16 protein-coding genes and 1 pseudogene are annotated in these 17,709 nt (G+C 39.3%); 12 read left to right on the top strand and 5 right to left on the bottom strand.

From position 1 onward, the window contains the following. Positions 1-18: 18 nt before the first annotated feature. The 3 genes from alr to QNH48_RS26820 form a co-directional block, all read right to left on the bottom strand. Positions 19-1,179: an alanine racemase gene (alr, locus tag QNH48_RS26830; RefSeq protein WP_283952726.1), complete on the bottom strand. Its 1,161-nt coding sequence runs from the start codon at positions 1,177-1,179 to the stop codon at positions 19-21. 65 nt (positions 1,180-1,244) lie between these two features. Beyond that, positions 1,245-2,378 carry an alanine dehydrogenase gene (ald, locus tag QNH48_RS26825; RefSeq protein WP_283952725.1) on the bottom strand — a complete coding sequence of 378 codons (1,134 nt, stop codon included), beginning with the start codon at positions 2,376-2,378 and terminating at the stop codon, positions 1,245-1,247. A 277-nt stretch (positions 2,379-2,655) separates the two neighbouring features. Then, on the bottom strand, positions 2,656-3,879 hold the full coding sequence (locus tag QNH48_RS26820; protein WP_283952724.1) for a PucR family transcriptional regulator: 1,224 nt from the start codon (positions 3,877-3,879) through the stop codon (positions 2,656-2,658). Positions 3,880-4,173: 294 nt separating this feature from the next. Here QNH48_RS26820 and QNH48_RS26815 point away from each other — a divergent pair, with 294 nt between their 5' ends. Continuing rightward, positions 4,174-5,568: an amino acid permease gene (locus QNH48_RS26815; RefSeq protein WP_283952723.1), complete on the top strand. Its 1,395-nt coding sequence runs from the start codon at positions 4,174-4,176 to the stop codon at positions 5,566-5,568. Between the two features lie 121 nt (positions 5,569-5,689). After that, positions 5,690-5,950 carry a hypothetical protein gene (locus QNH48_RS26810; RefSeq protein ID WP_095246482.1) on the top strand — a complete coding sequence of 87 codons (261 nt, stop codon included), beginning with the start codon at positions 5,690-5,692 and terminating at the stop codon, positions 5,948-5,950. Between the two features lie 99 nt (positions 5,951-6,049). Here the strand turns inward: QNH48_RS26810 and glpX are convergent, their stop codons facing one another. Then, complete coding sequence (gene glpX / locus QNH48_RS26805) at positions 6,050-7,027, bottom strand: class II fructose-bisphosphatase (protein WP_283952722.1); 978 nt, start codon at positions 7,025-7,027, stop codon at positions 6,050-6,052. Between the two features lie 69 nt (positions 7,028-7,096). Further along, positions 7,097-7,561, bottom strand: a complete 465-nt coding sequence (gene rpiB, locus QNH48_RS26800; RefSeq protein ID WP_283952721.1) for a ribose 5-phosphate isomerase B — start codon at positions 7,559-7,561, stop codon at positions 7,097-7,099. A 365-nt stretch (positions 7,562-7,926) separates the two neighbouring features. On the opposite strand from rpiB, the gene QNH48_RS26795 reads away from it, so the two are divergent. From QNH48_RS26795 to QNH48_RS26750, 10 genes and pseudogenes are all read left to right on the top strand, one after another. Beyond that, complete coding sequence (locus QNH48_RS26795) at positions 7,927-8,754, top strand: sugar phosphate isomerase/epimerase family protein (protein WP_283952720.1); 828 nt, start codon at positions 7,927-7,929, stop codon at positions 8,752-8,754. Between the two features lie 122 nt (positions 8,755-8,876). Beyond that, positions 8,877-9,653, top strand: a pseudogene (locus tag QNH48_RS26790) (sugar phosphate isomerase/epimerase family protein); the annotation flags it as partial. Between the two features lie 150 nt (positions 9,654-9,803). Further along, complete coding sequence (locus QNH48_RS26785) at positions 9,804-11,126, top strand: MFS transporter (protein WP_283952719.1); 1,323 nt, start codon at positions 9,804-9,806, stop codon at positions 11,124-11,126. Positions 11,127-11,338: 212 nt separating this feature from the next. Further along, positions 11,339-12,370 (top strand): dihydroxyacetone kinase subunit DhaK, encoded by a 1,032-nt coding sequence (locus QNH48_RS26780; RefSeq protein WP_283952718.1) that lies wholly within the window; start codon positions 11,339-11,341, stop codon positions 12,368-12,370. After that, positions 12,360-13,028, top strand: coding sequence for a dihydroxyacetone kinase subunit DhaL (dhaL, locus tag QNH48_RS26775; RefSeq protein ID WP_283952717.1), 669 nt, complete (start codon positions 12,360-12,362; stop codon positions 13,026-13,028). The genes QNH48_RS26780 and dhaL overlap by 11 nt, the downstream gene beginning before the upstream one ends. A 34-nt stretch (positions 13,029-13,062) precedes the next feature. Beyond that, on the top strand, positions 13,063-13,989 hold the full coding sequence (locus QNH48_RS26770) for a dihydrodipicolinate synthase family protein (protein ID WP_283952716.1): 927 nt from the start codon (positions 13,063-13,065) through the stop codon (positions 13,987-13,989). A gap of 48 nt (positions 13,990-14,037) precedes the next feature. Next, positions 14,038-14,850, top strand: coding sequence for a class I fructose-bisphosphate aldolase (locus QNH48_RS26765; RefSeq protein ID WP_283952715.1), 813 nt, complete (start codon positions 14,038-14,040; stop codon positions 14,848-14,850). Positions 14,851-14,871: 21 nt separating this feature from the next. After that, positions 14,872-15,771, top strand: coding sequence for a sugar phosphate isomerase/epimerase family protein (locus tag QNH48_RS26760; protein ID WP_283952714.1), 900 nt, complete (start codon positions 14,872-14,874; stop codon positions 15,769-15,771). 32 nt (positions 15,772-15,803) lie between these two features. After that, on the top strand, positions 15,804-16,595 hold the full coding sequence (locus tag QNH48_RS26755; RefSeq protein WP_283952713.1) for a triose-phosphate isomerase: 792 nt from the start codon (positions 15,804-15,806) through the stop codon (positions 16,593-16,595). 314 nt (positions 16,596-16,909) lie between these two features. After that, on the top strand, positions 16,910-17,683 hold the full coding sequence (locus QNH48_RS26750) for a DeoR/GlpR family DNA-binding transcription regulator (RefSeq protein WP_283952712.1): 774 nt from the start codon (positions 16,910-16,912) through the stop codon (positions 17,681-17,683). The last annotated feature ends 26 nt before the right edge of the window (positions 17,684-17,709 follow it).

Genomic DNA, 17,709 nt, shown 5'->3' with positions numbered 1-17,709 from the left:
TGGCCTGTTTTTCATGAATTATGTAGATTCAACGGTTTGATTTTCTGAGACAGTATAAATGCGCGGAACACGTTTCCCAATTAAACAGACAACCTCATAGTTTATGGTCCCCATGAGAAGCGCGATTTCATCAACGGATTGAAAAACATCACCATTGCCGCCAAAAATAATCACCTCATCACCCTCTTTGCAAGAGGGGACACTCGTTACATCAATCATCGTTTGGTCCATGCAGACACGTCCTGCCACTAAAACCTTTTGTCCCTGTAAGAGAAATTGCCCACAATTGGAAAGGCCCCTTGACAGCCCGTCGGCATAACCGATTGGCAGAGAGGCAATCAATCTTTCTACGGAAGGAGTATACGTGCAACCGTAGCTAATCGGCTGAGATTTGGGAACCATTTTAAGCGCCGCAATTTTCGTTTTAAGTGTCATCGCTTGCTTGAGGGAAATAGGATGCTCCTTCAACGACTCATCCGGATATAGGCCGTATAATCCAATTCCGACACGGACCATATCCAGGTGCATCTCAGGAAAGTTCATCGTCCCGGCAGTATTACAACAGTGCTTTAAAGGGATAGAAATTCCGTTGCTATCTAAAAAGGAAATAACAGCACGAAATCGTTCGAATTGCTGTAGTGTATAGGATGGATCCTCACTATCAGCGTTAGCGAAGTGAGTGAAAATGCCTTTAAGGAAAACAAATTTTGACTCAACCGCTTTGGCTGCTAAAATAAGTGCTTCTTCTCTTGTTTGAGCACCAATTCTTGTCATCCCGGTATCCACTTTTAAATGGATGGCTACCGTTTTTTGAAGCCTTTCAGACTGAAAAATAATTTCGTCAAGTACATCCTCACTAAAAACGGTTATATCAACCCCGGCAATAATTGCCTGTCGAATGGAGCGGATGGGAGTAAATCCCAATACTAGAATGGGTTTGGTTATTCCTGCCTCTCGAAGTTCGATCGCTTCATCCAGTATCGCCACTGCTAAATAATCTGCACCTTCTTCTACTGCCGCTCTAGCAACTGGGGCTGCTCCATGACCGTAACCATCTGCTTTAACCACAGCCATCAAGTTCACAGGCTCTCCAATATATTTTTTGAATTGGTTGGTATTATGTTTAATGGCATTTATTGAAATTTCAGCCCATGTATCTCGAAAACTCTGTAGATTCACAATTCTCCCTCCCTGAATTCCCCTATGAAAAAACCCTCAAGATAAACTTGAGGGTACCAAGATGATTAGTTCAATACGATTTCTTTTTCCAATGCTTTTTCCACTGGTACATATTCATAGTTAAGGTCTTTTGCTACTGCTTCGTAGGTGACTTCGCCGTTCGCAACGTTTACTCCAAGCTTTAATGCTGGATTTTCTGAAATTGCCTTCACAACACCCTTATTCGCAATTTGCAATGCATATGGAACAGTTGCATTGGTAAGAGCCATTGTAGATGTTCTTGGAACCGCTCCAGGCATGTTGGCAACGGAATAGTGAACCACACCATGTTTTTCAAATGTTGGGTTGTCGTGAGTGGTTACGTGGTCAATGGTTTCAACGCTTCCGCCTTGGTCAATCGCAACGTCAACGATAACAGAACCAGGCTTCATCGTTTTTACCATTTCTTCTGTTACCAGCTTAGGAGCTTTTGCCCCTGGGATTAATACTGCACCGATTACTAAGTCCGCTTCTTTCACTGCTTCAGCAATGTTGAATGGATTTGAAATTAATGTTTTAATTTGGTTTCCGAAAACGTCATCTAAGTAACGAAGACGATCTGCGCTTAAATCAATAATTGTTACATCTGCTCCTAAACCAATTGCCATTTTTGCAGCGTTTGTTCCGACAATACCGCCGCCAATGATGGTAACCTTACCACGGCTTACCCCTGGAACACCTGCTAGCAGGATACCTTTACCGCCATTGAATTTCTGTAAAAATTGTGCCCCAATTTGTGCGGACATACGGCCAGCCACTTCACTCATTGGTGTAAGAAGCGGAAGCGCACGGTTAACTGACACCGTTTCATAGGCAATTGCGATTACTCCGCTGTCTTTAAGTGCCTGAGCTAAAGCTGGTTCTGCAGCTAAATGCAGATACGTAAATAATACTAAACCTGGACGGAAGTATTTGTATTCACTTTCAAGCGGTTCTTTCACTTTCATAATCATTTCAGACTGATTCCAAACATCAGCTGCTAACTCAATCAATTCAGCACCAGCTTGAGCGTAATCCACATCCGCGAAACCGCTTCCAATTCCAGCCCCTTTTTCAACGATTACTTTATGTCCAGCCTGTACAAATGAAACTACCCCTGCTGGAGTAAGTGCCACACGGTTTTCATTGTTTTTAATTTCTTTCACTACGCCAATAATCATTATCGTTATCCCCCTTAGAAGTCTTAAGTGATTTTTTCTGACTTTAGAATAATCCTTTCAAAACCATTTTTCTTTGTTAAGAATGCAGAAATAACATGATTCTATTTGTGGATTTACACAAAACGTTCACAAATTCCTTGATATAAAAGGAAAAATGATAGGGCTTACATAGTGAAAAAATAAAATTTCGTTTTGTTGGAATATTCAAAAAGCAGGTGCCTGTCACCTCTGGTGAACACCTTTTAGGTGTCACCTAGGTGACAGGCACCTGCTTTTCCTATTTGAATTTTTCGATTTTAAGGTCTAAGTAGAGGGTTATTTTTTGGTTTGGATCTTTTAAGTTAATTTCACCAATTTCTGATATACGTTTGAGCCGGTAATTTAGTGTGTTTGTGTGTACATTTAATGCATTTGCGGCTTCATGGACATTGCTGTCTTTGTTTAAAAACACTTCTAGTGTTTCTACGAGATCGGTGTTATTTTTTTTATCATATTCTTGAAGCCTTTTCAGAGAATAGTTTTCGTTCTGGTCTGTACCTGCCTTTTCTATCAATACATCGATATACTTATAAATTCCTAAGCTTTGGTAGCCATGGATATCTTGTGCTTCACTAGGGAATTTTCTCTTTACTGATAGTACAGTTCGAGCTTCTTTGTACGATTTTTCCACTTTTCCTAAATGACTATAAACACTGCTATAGCCCTGGACGATTGATTCAATTCCAAATCGTTCCTTCATTTTAGCAACAAACAGCTCACAAAATTCATTTAGTTTATTCACTGGCTGCTGGGTTCCATCAAGAGAAATAAACAAGATTAATTGTTGATGGTCAATGGTGTGCAATAAAATTTTTGGCAGTTGAATGGTTTTTAATAAGTAGGCTATGTGCTTTTCATCGTCTCTTTCTAATTCCTTTGAAAATTGAAAGACGGCAACCGCGAATATGGAGGGAGGTGAAATTTGCAACGCATGAAACTTATTAATAATCTCCTCATTGGAAGAAAGATGACTCGTTAACAGCTGCCAAAAAAACTCTTGAAATTGCTCTTCTTTTTTATTTTTCCGGTTCTGCAGCTGAATCAGTTTATTTTTAGTTGCGTCCGCCGCTCGCTTTAAACAGTTCATTTCTTCTTCGCCTAAAGTTTTTTCAATCTCTAATGCCCAAATGAAGCCGAGGACTTCATCGTTCTTCCAAATGGATACGGCAACTCTATTTCCTAGCCCAATCTCATCCACAGTCTTAACCCTTACAGGCTCACGGCTGCTTAACAAGGAAGGAATGACCCCTTCCTTCCATAAGGAATTGATTACTTTTTCCGGTACACGGCGGCCGATAATCGTGGCAATCCGTGCCGGGTCGGTTCGATCATCATGGGTACTGTAGGCTAGGAGACGATGGTTTGCATCTTCTATCGTTATTGGACAATGTAAGACTTCACTTACCATATCTGCAAATTCTTCTAGACTATCAAAACTTGCGCGAAAGGGATCATTTTTCATCTATACCACCTCTTTCAATGAGATTGTGCACTTTGTAACGTATTTGTCATTTAAAACAATATTCTTTTAATAAATTTGTCTTTATTCCACAATATAAAATGTTCACAGATATGTTATATTAATTTCACAAAGTTTTCGCTTTTATTATTTTCTAAGCCATTGTAAACGCTATCATTTTAAAAAGGAATAGGAGGATATTATTTAAATATAAACAGTAGGTTTTATTCGAATAATATTGTATCTTTTTTACTGTAAAAGGGAAATAGGAGATTTAAACTAAATAGGGGGTAGACTATGCAAAAAAATCCAAATCAATTACAAAGAGGTTTAGAAGAAAGACATATTACGCTAATGTCTTTAGGAGCAGCCATTGGGGTAGGTCTGTTTCTAGGTTCAGCAACGGCTATTAAGCTTGCAGGACCTGGTATTATTCTGGGTTATGCATTTGCCGGTATGATTATGTTCTTTATTATGAGAGCACTTGGAGAGATGGCGATTCAAAAACCGGTTGCCGGATCCTTTAGTCAATATGCTCGTGATTATTTAGGTGCGTTGCCTGGTTTCCTAACAGGATGGAATTATTGGTTCTTATGGGTTGTAACGTGTATGGCTGAGATTACGGCAGCAGGAATCTACATGGAGTATTGGTTCCCTGAAGTGCCTCGTTGGATTTGGGCATTGGCAGCACTAGTCATCATGGCATCCGTCAATTTCCTAAATGTAAAAGCCTATGGTGAACTTGAATTTTGGTTTGCGTTAATTAAGATTATTACGATCATATTCATGATTGTAAGTGGTCTTGGAATGATAGTTTTAGGGATTGGTAATGGCGGTATTGCTACTGGTATCAGCAATCTTTGGGAGAACGGAGGAATCCTTCCAAATGGGATCACTGGGGTATTAATGTCCTTACAAATGGTTATGTTTGCTTTCTTAGGTATTGAGATGATTGGTATTACTGCCGGGGAAGTAAAGAATCCGGAAAAAACATTATCTAGAGCGATTGATACCGTTTTCTGGCGAATTCTTATTTTCTATGTAGGTGCCTTGTTTGTGATTATGTCGATTTATCCTTGGACCGAAATCGGCGCGCAAGGCAGTCCGTTCGTTTTGACCTTTGATAAGCTTGGGATTCCAGCAGCAGCCGGAATCATTAACTTTGTTGTCTTAACGGCTGCGCTTTCTTCGTGTAACGGAGGTATTTTTAGTACAGCACGTATGTTATTCAACCTAGCTGAAAATGATGAAGCGCCAAAGGGGCTTGGTAAATTAAACAAGAATGGTGTTCCGAGTGCTGCCGTCTTAGTAACAGCGGGTGCCCTATTAGTGGGTGTTATTCTTAACTATTTCGTACCAGCAAAAGTATTTACATGGGTAACAGCGATTTCAACGTTTGGTGCGATATGGACTTGGTCAATGATATTATTATCTCAAATCAAGTATCGAAAGGGACTAACTCCAAATCAATTGAGAGGCTTAAAATATAAGATGCCGTTATTCCCATTCACATCTTACTTTTCATTAGCGTTCTTACTTCTAGTAGTAGGGTTAATGGCATTCTTCCCAGATACAAGAATCGCTTTAATCGTTGGACCGCTTTGGCTCGGGATTTTAACTGCCTTCTATTATGGTAAGGGATATCATAAACGAGAAAAGGTAAAGCAGGAACGAGTTGAACAGGTCGGATAAAAAATAAAGCATGTTTTTGGCAGGCAATTAGTCTTCCAAGAACATGCTTTTTTACTATTTGAATTTTCTGGTATAATTTTGTTGAGTAACAAACATTTAAACATAGTAGGGAGAGGGAGTTTTGGAAGGTTTCTTTGGGCTGGCTTTAAATATTATCATCACCATTTATTTAGTAATTGATTCTAAAAAGCATGGTAAAAGTCCTATTCTATGGGGTATTCTAGGTTTCGTTTTTGGTGCGATTGCTTTAGGAATCTATTTAATTAAGACCGGCCGAAAAGTGGCAGGCTGGATCATTACGATTCTTAGCATCCTAGGATATTTACTTTTAATCTTGTTATTTGGATTGGCGATTTTATTTGCAGTCGTAGGATTTTCATGAGAAAAAGGAAGGGGATTCCCTTCCTTTTTCTATCTAGCAACGACTGTCGATGTCCTTTTGTACAACTTGGCTGTTTCTATTCTTTGATAAGAAGTGCGTTCATTTAAAAAAAGTTGCGTCGATAACTTGGGAGTTTTTCATTTGACCGCCAACAATCACTAATGATTGGGTCAGCATTGCACCATTTTCTTTTTTCTGTACCCCTTTTAACAGCTGTCCATCAGTAATTCCCGTTGCGACAAAGAAGCAATCATCTGTTTTAACAATATCATCAATGGTTAAAGCTGCTTCAGGATTTGGGATTCCCATCTTAATGCAACGATTAAATTCTGCTTCATCTTGAGGCATAAGTTTAGCTTGAAAGTCTCCTCCTAGACATTTCAAGGCGGTGGCGGCAATGGCACCTTCTGGGGCACCGCCAATTCCTACTAAAATATCAACGTCTACTTCATGTAAGGCAGTTGCGATAGCTCCAGTGATATCAACATCCGAAAACAATTTAACCCGAGCCCCAGATTTAATGACTTCATTAATTAGTTCTTCATGACGCGGGCGGTCTTGAATCATAACATTGATGTCCTTTACATTTTTACCCAGAGCTTTAGCGACAGCTTTTATATTTTCTGTTAAGGGTAAATCAATATTAATGCAGCCTCTTGCTTTAGGTCCACAAGCGATTTTTTTCATGTACATATCCGGAGCATGTAGTAAACTTCCGCGAGCGGCAACAGCGATGACAGTTAGTGAGTTATCTTGACCCTTGGCCATTAAGGTCGTTCCTTCAACGGGATCTACAGCGATATCTACTACAGGTCCATTACGAGTCCCGAGTACTTCATTAATGTATAGCATTGGAGCCTCATCCATTTCTCCTTCACCAATCACAATAACTCCAGTCATATCAATAAGGTTCATGTGTTTCCGGATTGATTCGGTTCCAGCTCCATCAGCATCATATTTATTACCCTTCCCGATCCAAGGGTAGGAGGCAATAGCGGCTTGTTGTGATATTGCAAGGAAATCCATCACTAAACCTTGTGTACATACAGTATTAACTTCTCTATTTTTCGTTTGCATGAACTTTTCCCCCCCCATTCATTAAAAAAGACTATAAAACAATTTGATTATCTAACGGTTACATAGTATTTATCCGCATGTACCGTTAAGCAGATGTTCTTTTTCTTTATTCATGATTTGATCAATTTTTCTTGCGGAATTCCCACCTTGGAAGGAAACGTTTAAGTAGGATTCGACTACTTTTTTGGCTAGCTCTGCACCAATAACTTTCGCACCTATAGTCATGATTTGGGCGTTGTTGCTTAGTTGTGCACGTTCTGCTGAAAAAACATCATGGCATTGCGCAGAACGAATCCCTGGAACTTTATTGGCCGCAATCGACATTCCGATTCCAGTTCCGCAAAAAAGTATTCCGCGTTCTAGTTTGTTCGTTTGTATGTCAGTTGCTACGTTAAAGGCCACGCCAGGATAGTCGATTGCATCTTCTGAATAACAGCCATAATCGACTACTTCATGACCTAAACTAGCAATATATGATTTTACTTCCTCTTTCATTTGAAAAGCATTGTGATCTGAACCTATTCCGATTTTCACAATTATCACTCCAATTAGTTTGATTAACCATATTTTTTCATTTATTTTCGTTATTGTCAATTAATTTCTGTTAAAACGAAAAAATATGAAAGTAAACGAACAATTTTTATTGTTCACTAAGTCCGTATATAATAGATTTATTATAGGAAGGAAACATAAAAAAGGATAAAAAGTTGATTCCTAACTACTTATAGAGGACCTTAATTTTCGTTTGTTTTCAAATGAAAATATTTTTATCAAAAGTAATTGACAAAACAAAAACAAATGATAATATTCTAAATAGAGGAACAACTTGTTTGCTTAGTATTTGCAAACATCTACTAAGGAATGAAAACTTCCATAGGTAAAAAAGGGGGAATACGCAAATGACGATTAAGTTTGGTTGTCACGGTTCAACATGGGTACTCGATTATGATGAGAAGGTAGACTGCTTAGATCATATGATCGATACGGTTAAGAAAGCTGGATTCAAGGGGATTGACGTTCAGTATGCATTATTGGGGAAATACAATGAAGCACCTGAAAAACTAAAAGAAAAGCTTGATAGTTTGGATCTTGAGCTAGCAGCAATCACACTGCCATTCAGCTGGGAAAGTGATACCGAATCGGAAGAAGAAAAGCAACGGGCAGATTATTATATTAACTATTTAAAGCACTTCCCGAATGCAAAGTTAAATTTACCAGCACGAGTAGGTCCTAATCGAGACAATTTAGTAAAAAGACAAAGAGAGATTATTAGCTGCGTGAATGCTGTAAGTAAACGTGCGGTCGAAAATGGCGTCATAGCTGTATTCCATCCACATTCTCCAGCAACTTCTTATTTTAGAATAGAAAGCGATTACAAACTTCTTTTTGAAGAATTAGATACTAGATATGTAGCTTATACACCTGATGTTGGCCACATTGCGGCTGGTGGAATGGATCCAGTCGAAGTGGTTAAAAACAACTTACCAATTATCAAACATGTTCATTTTAAAGATTGCTCGAAAGGTTTTGAGTGGATGAAAATGGGCTATGGCGATATTGATTTCCCTGCCATTGTGCAAGCGTTAGTTGATTATGGATATGATGGATGGATTATGGTCGAGGAAGAAACAGAAGAAACAAAAACGAATGCCGATCAATGTATCTATGATATTAGTAAATATGTAGATGAAAAATTAAAGCCAATTGTCAATGGGGTGAAAATCTAGTGAGTAACCGAATTATTCCATCCTTGCTCGTCACTGAAGTGTTTTTTCCTGTAAAAGATGAAAAGGGATTTGCTGCGAGTATAGTAGAAAATTTGGGGTAACAAGGTTTTTATCGTTCGTTTGAAATTGGCGATGGTTATGATCAGGAAGATCGAAAAAGAATTTTACAAGCAAAGGTACAAAATAACTTATCAATCTTCCAGTGGTTAACATTTTTAACGTATAAGACGGAGCTAAATGTTTCTGCGATTGATGCTAGTTTAAGAGAGAGACCCGTTAAACAGGTTAAAGAAAGCCTATATTTAGCCGCAGAGTGCGGCGTGTCTACCGTTGGGTTTGTTCCTGGCCCTGATCCAGGTATCTCTTTACGTAAGCAAGGGCTTGAAGCATTTTATGAAAGTCTTTGTGAAATCTGTTAGGAAGCCGCCACATTTAATATGCATCTATCGATTGAGGCAATGGATCGAGAGGTGCATAAAAAGAGAGTATTAGGTCTAACAAGTGAAGCGGTTCCAATTATTTCGAAGGTTAAAGAGAAATATCCGAATGTTGGTCTCGTCTTTGATACAGCACATGTTTCCCTGAATGGTGAAGATATTTTTACTTCATTAGAATTAGCAAAATCCACAATGGACCGTCTGCATTTTGCAAATGTTGTCCTAGATCCCGAGAGCCCTTTGTATGGAGATAATCATATGCCAATTGGTGAACCAGGCTTTCTAACGATTGAAAAGATGTCCCAAATTTTGCAAAAAGCTAATGAGCTTGGGATTCAATCGGAAATAGGCTTACCTGTTGCAATCGAAGTTCAGGGAAAAGACAAGAATGATTATTTTGCGAATGAAAGAACGATTAGGGCTGCATTAGAAAGTGCGATGAACCTAGTCGGAAGTAAATAACCTAGGGCAAGTATATCCTTGGCAGCAGAACGGACTCGACTATCAACGATCCTTTACTGCGTAAGACCAGGATAGATTTTTTAACCATCTGTGAAAGCGCTATCTGAGAAAATGTATAAAAACAAAAAGATTGTTAGAGGAGGATTTTACATGAAAACAGGTCAAGCGCTTCAGACAGATTTCCCCATAGAGGCTGGGGGGAAAACAAAAAAGAATTTCCGTTGGACCGTTGTTATTTGGCTGTTGATCGGCGGGATTATCAACTACCTTGATAGAACAAACCTTGCCATTGCAGCCCCAGCTATGATGAAGGAATTGGATTTAAATATGACCCATATCGGTCTATTAGGTACTATTTTCTCTTGGACTTATGCAATGATGCAGCTTCCTTCCGGTTGGTTGATTGATAAATTTGGTGCGAAGCGAATTTATTCAATTGCTGTTCTTTGGTGGAGTATTGCAACTGCTATGACAGGTGCATGTAACAAGATGCTCACTTTAGTTGGAGCCAGATTCTTACTTGGAGTAGGGGAAGCACCATGTATGCCTTCTAATGCCAAGATTACTGCCCAATGGTTCCCTAAGAGTGAAAGAGGATTAGCGACTGGGTTTTGGGATGCATCATCTAAAATTGGTCCTGCAATTGCACCGCCTATTCTAGTTGCGATTCAGGTTGCATTTGGCTGGCGTGCTCTATTCTTCATTACTGGTGCTATTGGTATTATCTTTGCCCTTTTATTTATGAAATTCTATAAAACTCCTGATAAAAGTAAAATGCTTTCGAAAGAAGAATATGACTATATTAAGGCTGAAGGCGGTGCGAGCACCGATACAGTTGAATCTGCCAATATTAAATGGAGAGAGTTATTTAAGTATAGAAGCGTATGGGGAATGATCGGCGGTTTCTTCTGTACAATTTGGATTTGGAATATTTTCCTTACATTCTTACCACTATATCTATTAAACACACAAGATATTACTTTTAAAGAACTTGGTATTTATGCGGCAATTCCTTACTTTGGCGGAATTGTCGGTAACTTAGGCGGAGGTTACATTACGAAGGTGTTAGCGGATAAGAAAATTTGTTCTCCGATTAACGCAAAACGCGGTTTGATTGCGGTTAGTGCCCTTCTAGCAGCAGCTTTCGTTATTATGATTCCATTTGTAGATGGATTAGGAATTACTATTACAGTGATGACTTTAGCTCTTTGTGTTATTTCAGCGATTACAGGCAGCGCTTGGGCGCTATCTGGGGACGTTGCACCACCAGCAATGGTTGGTTCTGTCGGAGCGATCCAAAACTTCGGCGGTTACTTCGGAGGTGCATTTGCACCATTAGTAACAGGTATCATTTTGGATACAACAGGTTCTTATTCTGTGGCATTTATTTCTGGCGGGATCATCGCTGGATTTGCAGCCTTCTTCTATTGGTTTGTTGTAAAGGAACCGATTAAGCCTGCTGAAGCAGCATAATGAGTCAAATGAATAAGGGGGCTGCTAATCGTAGTCCTCTTATTTTTTTTATAGAAATGTGGTTTTTTGTCGAATTGGGTCAGAAAACTTCATCAATTAAAAATAAAATGAAAATTGACACAATAAAACATGAAGGTTATGATAGTAAATAACAACAAACACAAAAAAACGAAAATATAATTTTTGTTTTTTAATAGAAAGGGGAGTTTAGTTTGAAGAAAATTATTAACCAACCCGAACGCGTAGTAGAAGAAACAATTGAGGGGTTTTTGGCAGCTTATAAGAGTACATATCAAAAAGTTGAAAATGTAAACGGAGTCATTCGCCGAAATCTTAAAGATAAAGTGGCAGTGGTTACAGGTGGTGGCAGCGGCCATGAACCGTTGTTCTTGGGGTTAATTGGAGAAGGACTAGCGGATGGCGTCACACTTGGAAATGTCTTTGCAGCACCACCGCCAACCAATGTGTTTGAAGTGGCAAAAGCAGTTGATTCTGGAAAAGGCGTTCTATTTATCTACGGAAATTATAGCGGTGATGTTTTAAATTTCGGCATGGCAGAAGAATTATTAGAAATGGAAGATATTCAGACGAAAACAGTACTTGTTACAGATGACGTTGCATCTGCTCCTGTTGAACGAAAAGGAGATCGCAGAGGAATTGCCGGAGATGTTTTCGTTGTTAAGATTGCCGGTGCAGCAGCAGAAAAAGGATTATCTTTAGAAGAAGTCACCCAAGTAGCTCAAAAAGCAAATGATCATACCTTCTCCATTGGTGTTGCCTTAGCTCCGGGATCTATTCCTGGTGCAGTCGAGCCGCCGTACACACTTAGTGATGATGAAATTGAGATTGGCATGGGCATCCACGGGGAACCAGGGATGGAACGGACAAAAATGATGTCTGCTGACGCGTTAACAGATAAGTTGATGGATAAGTTGTTAGCGGAAAGCAATATTGAGGCAGGCGATGAAGTGGCTGTATTGGTAAATGGCCTTGGATCGACAACTTTAATGGAACTATTAATTGTAAACCGCAGAGTGGCGCAAATTTTGGAAGATAAAGAGATTACAGCATATGACATGGATGTTAACAGCTATTGCACGACACAGGAAATGGCTGGACTCTCCATTACCTTATTGAAATTAGATGATCAATTAAAAGATTTATATAATGCACCAGCAGACTCACCGTATTACAAAAAAGGTTTGACACATACAAGCATCGGAGGGAACGTATATGCAAAATAGTATCCAGGCTGTTAAGTTGAATGCCTCACAAGTAAAGGAAATGTTTCTGTATGTAGGAGATCAAGTCCGTGAAAACAAGCCGTTTTTAACAAAAATTGATAGCGCTATCGGTGATGGAGATCACGGTATTGGCATGTCTGTTGGTTTTACAAAAGCAGAAGAAAATTTAAAACAAAAAGAGTTTACAACCATCAATGATGTTTTTAAAACGATTGGCATGTCGATGATTGCGAACATGGGCGGAGCGTCCGGAGTTATTTTTGGCACCTTGTTTACCGGCGGAGTGAAGTGCCTTGAAGCTCAGGAGGAATTGACTTTGCCAGTTTTAGCGCAAATTCTTGAAGGGTCGGTAAAATCCATCAAGGAACGCGGGAAGGCTGAATTAGGAGATAAAACGATGATTGACGCACTTGAGCCTGCTGCCTTTGGGATTAAACAAAGTGTCGAAGCAAATCATAGTTTACTAGAAGGGCTTATAGTTGCTGAGAAATGTGCAGCCGATGGAGTTGAAAAATCGAAGGAATATGTTGCAAAGTTTGGAAGAGCGAAATCACTTGGTGAACGGGCAATTGGCCACCAAGATGCAGGGGCAACTACTGTCTGGATTATGTTTAAATCGATGAGAGAGTGGGTTGAAAAAGCCTCTGCTCAACAATAAAAGTTTTAAAACGCCCAAAGGAATAGGAGGAAATATGATGGCAGGCAAAAAGTTTCACGGGGTTATTCCCCCAGTATCGCTCATTTTTGACGAACAAGGTGGACTTGATAAAAAGGGAATGGCAAGTGTTATTGATTTCTTAATTGATTCTGGTGTAGATGGATTGTTCTTTCTTGGAACAGGCGGCGAGTTTTCGCAAATGTCTGTGGAGGAACGTAAGGAAGTGGCATCCTTTACAACGGAATATGTAAACGGCAGGGTCCCGGTATTAATTGGTACAGGAAGCACTAATACGCGTGAAGTCATTCTGCTCAGTCAGCATGCGGAATCAGTAGGAGCAGATGCGGTTGTAATTATCAATCCCTATTATTGGTCTTTGACCGAGGAGAATTTATTTGCTCATTATAGTGAAATTGCCAGCTCCGTTCATTTACCGATTTTACTATACAATTTCCCTACCATGTCAGGGCAGGATTTGAATCCGGAATTCGTCCTTAAATTAGTTGATGCACACGATAATATCGTCGGAATTAAAGAAACGGTTGAAAATGTAGCGCATATTCGAGATATGATCTTAACTGTTAAAGGAAAACACCCAGATTTTTCTGTCTTCTCCGGTTTTGATGATCATTTTTTCCAAACCTTGACACTTGGCGGGGATGGCGCGATCAGTGCCTCTGTTAATTTCGCTCCGGAACTCGCAATTGGTATATACAAGGCATTTAAAGAGAAGCGTTTTGATGAAGCTGTAGCACTTCATCAGCGGATGGCGCTTATGCCGACAATGTACAAACTAGATTCACCGTTTGTTAGTGTGGTAAAAGAAGCCATGAAATTGAGGGGGCTGGATATTTCAACACATGTCCTGCCGCCAGCACGTTCATTAGGTGCCCATAAGATTGAGGAGCTTAAAAAGATTCTGATTCAAGCTGACTTGTTAGAAAATATGCCAGTTAAATAATATGAAGGGAAAAGATCTCCACCGTGAGATCTTTTTTACAAGGTATTCATGAATAATAAAGAAATGGAGCCCGATATGTCCAAGACAAGAAGAATGTCGCAAATTTTTTCAAACGATGGAAAATCAATTACGCTTGCGTTGGATGGATACTACTTTTCTACCAAAACGGCGGGAATTGATCAAACGATTGCTATATTGCCGCAACTGATTGAGAACGGACTTGATGCTGTGATTGTTACATATGGAATGGCAAAAATGTATGCATCTGCCTTTACGGACGTGGGATTAGTTGTTCGTGCTGATCTTTCCACCAGTGTATTCGACGCGCGAATTCCGCAAACAACAGATCTTCTTACGGTAAAAGACGCATTAAAGCTCGGGGCTGATGATGAAGTACTCTCACATAAAATGGCTTGGGATCTAGCTAAAGGAGCAGATCACTGGAATGTTCCTTATATGTGTGAAACCCTGCCATATAGCTACCATGTGACAATACCGGAATCGAATCAAATCGAAACGATTGCGGCCGCGGCACGGATTGGGACAGAGCTGGGCGCGGATATTATTAAAACCAGATTGACTGGTGATCAAGAAGATAGAAGAATCATAGAAGCAGCAAAACGTCCCGTCATGGTCTTAGGGGGACCGAAAACGGATAACATCCATGACTACTTTAAATATGTGAAGCACTGCATGGATGTCGGGGCAAAGGGTGTGGCTGTGGGCAGGAATATTACATTAGATGAAAATCCAATTGGTGTAGTGGCCGGGTTAAATCGGATTATTCATCAAAACGGGACTGCTGAAGAGGCGTACCAAACCTATCAATCTAGCTTTGAATTGATTCAATCATTCCATTAATTTGTAAAGGAGAAAAATAAAATGAGTACACACTTTATTACATCCCTTCTTGTTCCAGAAATTTATTTTCCAGTTAAACATGAAAGAGGATTTACAGGAAATTTACTTGAGAAAATGGCTCCTGAGGGTTTCTATCGTTCATTTGAAATTGCTGGTGTTGATGATAAACAAGAACGCAGAGGTATCTTGTCATTAAAGGAAAAATACAACTTCCAACTGACACAGTGGTTAACCTTCTTAATAGATAAAAATAATCTTGATGTGTCAGCCTTAGATTCACAGCTGCGCTCTGAATCCGTTCGACAGATCAAAGAAAATATTTATTTGGCTGCTGAATGCGGAGTGGAGAATATTGCGTTTGTCCCAGGTCTAGACCCAGGTCCAGAACGTCGACTAGAGGCGATGGAGGGCTTTTATGATGCCTTATGCGATATTTGTGAAGAAGCAAGTAAGTATAATATGAACGTTTTGGTTGAACATCTTGATCGTTTTGCTCACAAAAAACGTTTGATTGGGCCGATGGATGATACCGTCGAATTGCTTTCAAATGTGGCGAAAAAGTACAGCAATATTGGCTTAGCGTTTGATACTGCACATGCTGCATTAAATAAGGAAGTCATTTCCGATGCGTTAGAACTAGCTAAAACGCATATCCATCAAATTCATTTTTCCAATGCGGTAGTCGATCCAAACAATGAATTATATGGGGACTTTCATATGCCAATCGGGGAACCTGGTTTCCTGACGATTGAGAAAATTAGTGATATTTTGCGAAAAGCGGACGAACTCAGTCTCCAATCTGATCATGGTTTACGTGTTGCTGTGGAAGTGAGAGGAAACGATAAAGTTAATTACCAAGATAACGAAAAAATGGTGCGGTCGATTTTAGAAAGGGCATTGAGCTTAGTAGCGAGTAGATAATTGATGTCGACTGAGTGAAGGAGATTTTTGAAATGAAAAAGATTTGGATCGGCACCAATTGGAAGATGACAAAAACAATTGAAGAAGGAATACAATTCACGAAGGGTCTTAGAGAGATTTCTGAGGCGGTTACCTCGAACCTGCAACTATTTATTATTCCGTCTCATACGTCCCTAGTTCCCATTAAGCCATTAACAACGGCTGCCAATATTTATTTGGGTGCACAAAATATGCATTGGGAGGATAGCGGCCCGTATACGGGTGAAATTTCTCCGCGAATGCTAGCTGAAATAGGCATTGATATGATTGAATTAGGCCATTCAGAACGCAGGCAGTATTTTAATGAAAATGATGAGGCGATTAATAAAAAAGTGCATGCTGCTTTAAATTATTCTATTAAACCACTGGTTTGTATTGGCGAAAATATAGATCAGAAGAAACAGCAGATTTCGAAAGAAACATTGGCAGCACAACTAAAAGTTTGCCTGCAGAATCTATCAGAGGAACAGGCCAAAGAGGTGTTGATTGCCTATGAACCTGTCTGGGCAATTGGCGAACAAGGAATTCCTGCGGATGCTTCCTACGTTGCCGAAATCCATGACTTTCTTCGGAATACGTTGGAGGGGCTGTTTGCAGAAGTGGGCAGCGAGATCCCGATTTTATTCGGCGGCAGTGTGAATCATGATAATTTTCTTGACTATATCGAGTTAGAAAATGTGAATGGGCTCTTTATTGGCAGAGCTGCTTGGAATATTGAGTCTTTTCAAGTCATTCTTCAGCAACTTGACTCCCATCTAGCAAGTAATGTCAGTCCAATTTTATGAGTTAATCCTCTCTTTAGTAGACCAACGAAGCGAAGTCTTCTATGGTTACTTCAGAGGGGATTTTTTTCCTCTATGATCATGTTGTTAGAAAAAATGAATCTATCTTTACCTTAATTGTCAAAAACTAGCGTTTCTTTGCGTTATTGTAAAATAAAACGAAGAAAAATGAAAATTTTTTTAAAAAATATAAAAAAATTTTAGCTTATGGAGTTATTAAACAGACTTTTTAGCCATTTGCCTATATAATATAAGTATAAATATTATTTTGGAAGAATGTTTAGTAAATTTTCGAAAGGAAATGAAAGGGTGACATTATGTTCGCGGACCAACGCAGAAATTTAATTATAGAGTTACTGGCGGAAAAAGGGGTAGTAACTGTAAATGATTTGACCGGATTGCTTAGTATTTCTGCTGCTACGATACGTTCAGATTTAAATCAAATGGAAAAACAAGGTCTGCTTATTCGTACACATGGTGGAGCAATGATGAAACAGGATGTTTCGGAACCAGTTGATAAAAAGTATGAGGATCGTGAAAAGAAATCCCGTGCTGAAAAGCAGCGTATTGGACAAAGAGCGTTTCAACAAATCCAAGAAGGTCAATGTATTCTTTTAGATGCTAGTACCACTTGTTTTGAGTTAGCAAAATACTTAAGAGATACAAAAATGAGGTTAACTGTCGTCACAAGTGGACTTGCTACAGCTTCAATGCTGAAGGAAAACCCATATTTAACGGTTATTATTATTGGCGGTATTGTCCGAAATGCATCTAATTCTGTTGAAGGGCTGTTAGGTGAAGAACTTTTGAGAAAGATTAATATCGATATTCTTTTTACGTCTGCCTATGCCTTTAATATAAGGGACGGACTTTCGGATTTTAGCTTATATGAAGTGGAATTAAAAAGGGTCATGGTGTCTGTTGCTAATAAAGTTATTGCCTTACTAGATTCCAGTAAAATAAATAAAAGTTCGATTGCCACATTCGCACGCCCAGATGATATCGATTTATTTATTACCGATCAAGAACTTTCAGATGAAGTAGCAGACTATTTCATAACTAATAATATTCAAGTGGAAGTTGCAGAATAGATAAAAAGGAAGGGATTTCCCCTTCC

Source organism: Neobacillus sp. YX16 (assembly GCF_030123505.1).
Classification (GTDB): Bacteria; Bacillota; Bacilli; order Bacillales; family Cytobacillaceae; genus Neobacillus.
The sequence above is the reverse complement of the archived record's forward strand: the minus strand, read 5'-3'. Positions and strand labels throughout refer to the sequence as shown.

Coding starts and splice junctions, on each gene's coding strand:
- ald (WP_283952725.1), bottom strand. CDS start 2,378: ATGATTATTGGCGTAGTGAAAGAAATTAAAAACAATGAAAACCGTGTG.
- glpX (WP_283952722.1), bottom strand. CDS start 7,027: ATGCAAACGAAAAATAGAGAAGTTAATACTGTATGTACACAAGGTTTA.
- QNH48_RS26750 (WP_283952712.1), top strand. CDS start 16,910: ATGTTCGCGGACCAACGCAGAAATTTAATTATAGAGTTACTGGCGGAA.
- QNH48_RS26820 (WP_283952724.1), bottom strand. CDS start 3,879: ATGAAAAATGATCCCTTTCGCGCAAGTTTTGATAGTCTAGAAGAATTT.
- QNH48_RS26785 (WP_283952719.1), top strand. CDS start 9,804: ATGAAAACAGGTCAAGCGCTTCAGACAGATTTCCCCATAGAGGCTGGG.
- QNH48_RS26760 (WP_283952714.1), top strand. CDS start 14,872: ATGAGTACACACTTTATTACATCCCTTCTTGTTCCAGAAATTTATTTT.
- QNH48_RS26755 (WP_283952713.1), top strand. CDS start 15,804: ATGAAAAAGATTTGGATCGGCACCAATTGGAAGATGACAAAAACAATT.
- QNH48_RS26770 (WP_283952716.1), top strand. CDS start 13,063: ATGATGGCAGGCAAAAAGTTTCACGGGGTTATTCCCCCAGTATCGCTC.
- dhaL (WP_283952717.1), top strand. CDS start 12,360: ATGCAAAATAGTATCCAGGCTGTTAAGTTGAATGCCTCACAAGTAAAG.
- QNH48_RS26795 (WP_283952720.1), top strand. CDS start 7,927: ATGACGATTAAGTTTGGTTGTCACGGTTCAACATGGGTACTCGATTAT.
- QNH48_RS26765 (WP_283952715.1), top strand. CDS start 14,038: ATGAATAATAAAGAAATGGAGCCCGATATGTCCAAGACAAGAAGAATG.
- QNH48_RS26815 (WP_283952723.1), top strand. CDS start 4,174: ATGCAAAAAAATCCAAATCAATTACAAAGAGGTTTAGAAGAAAGACAT.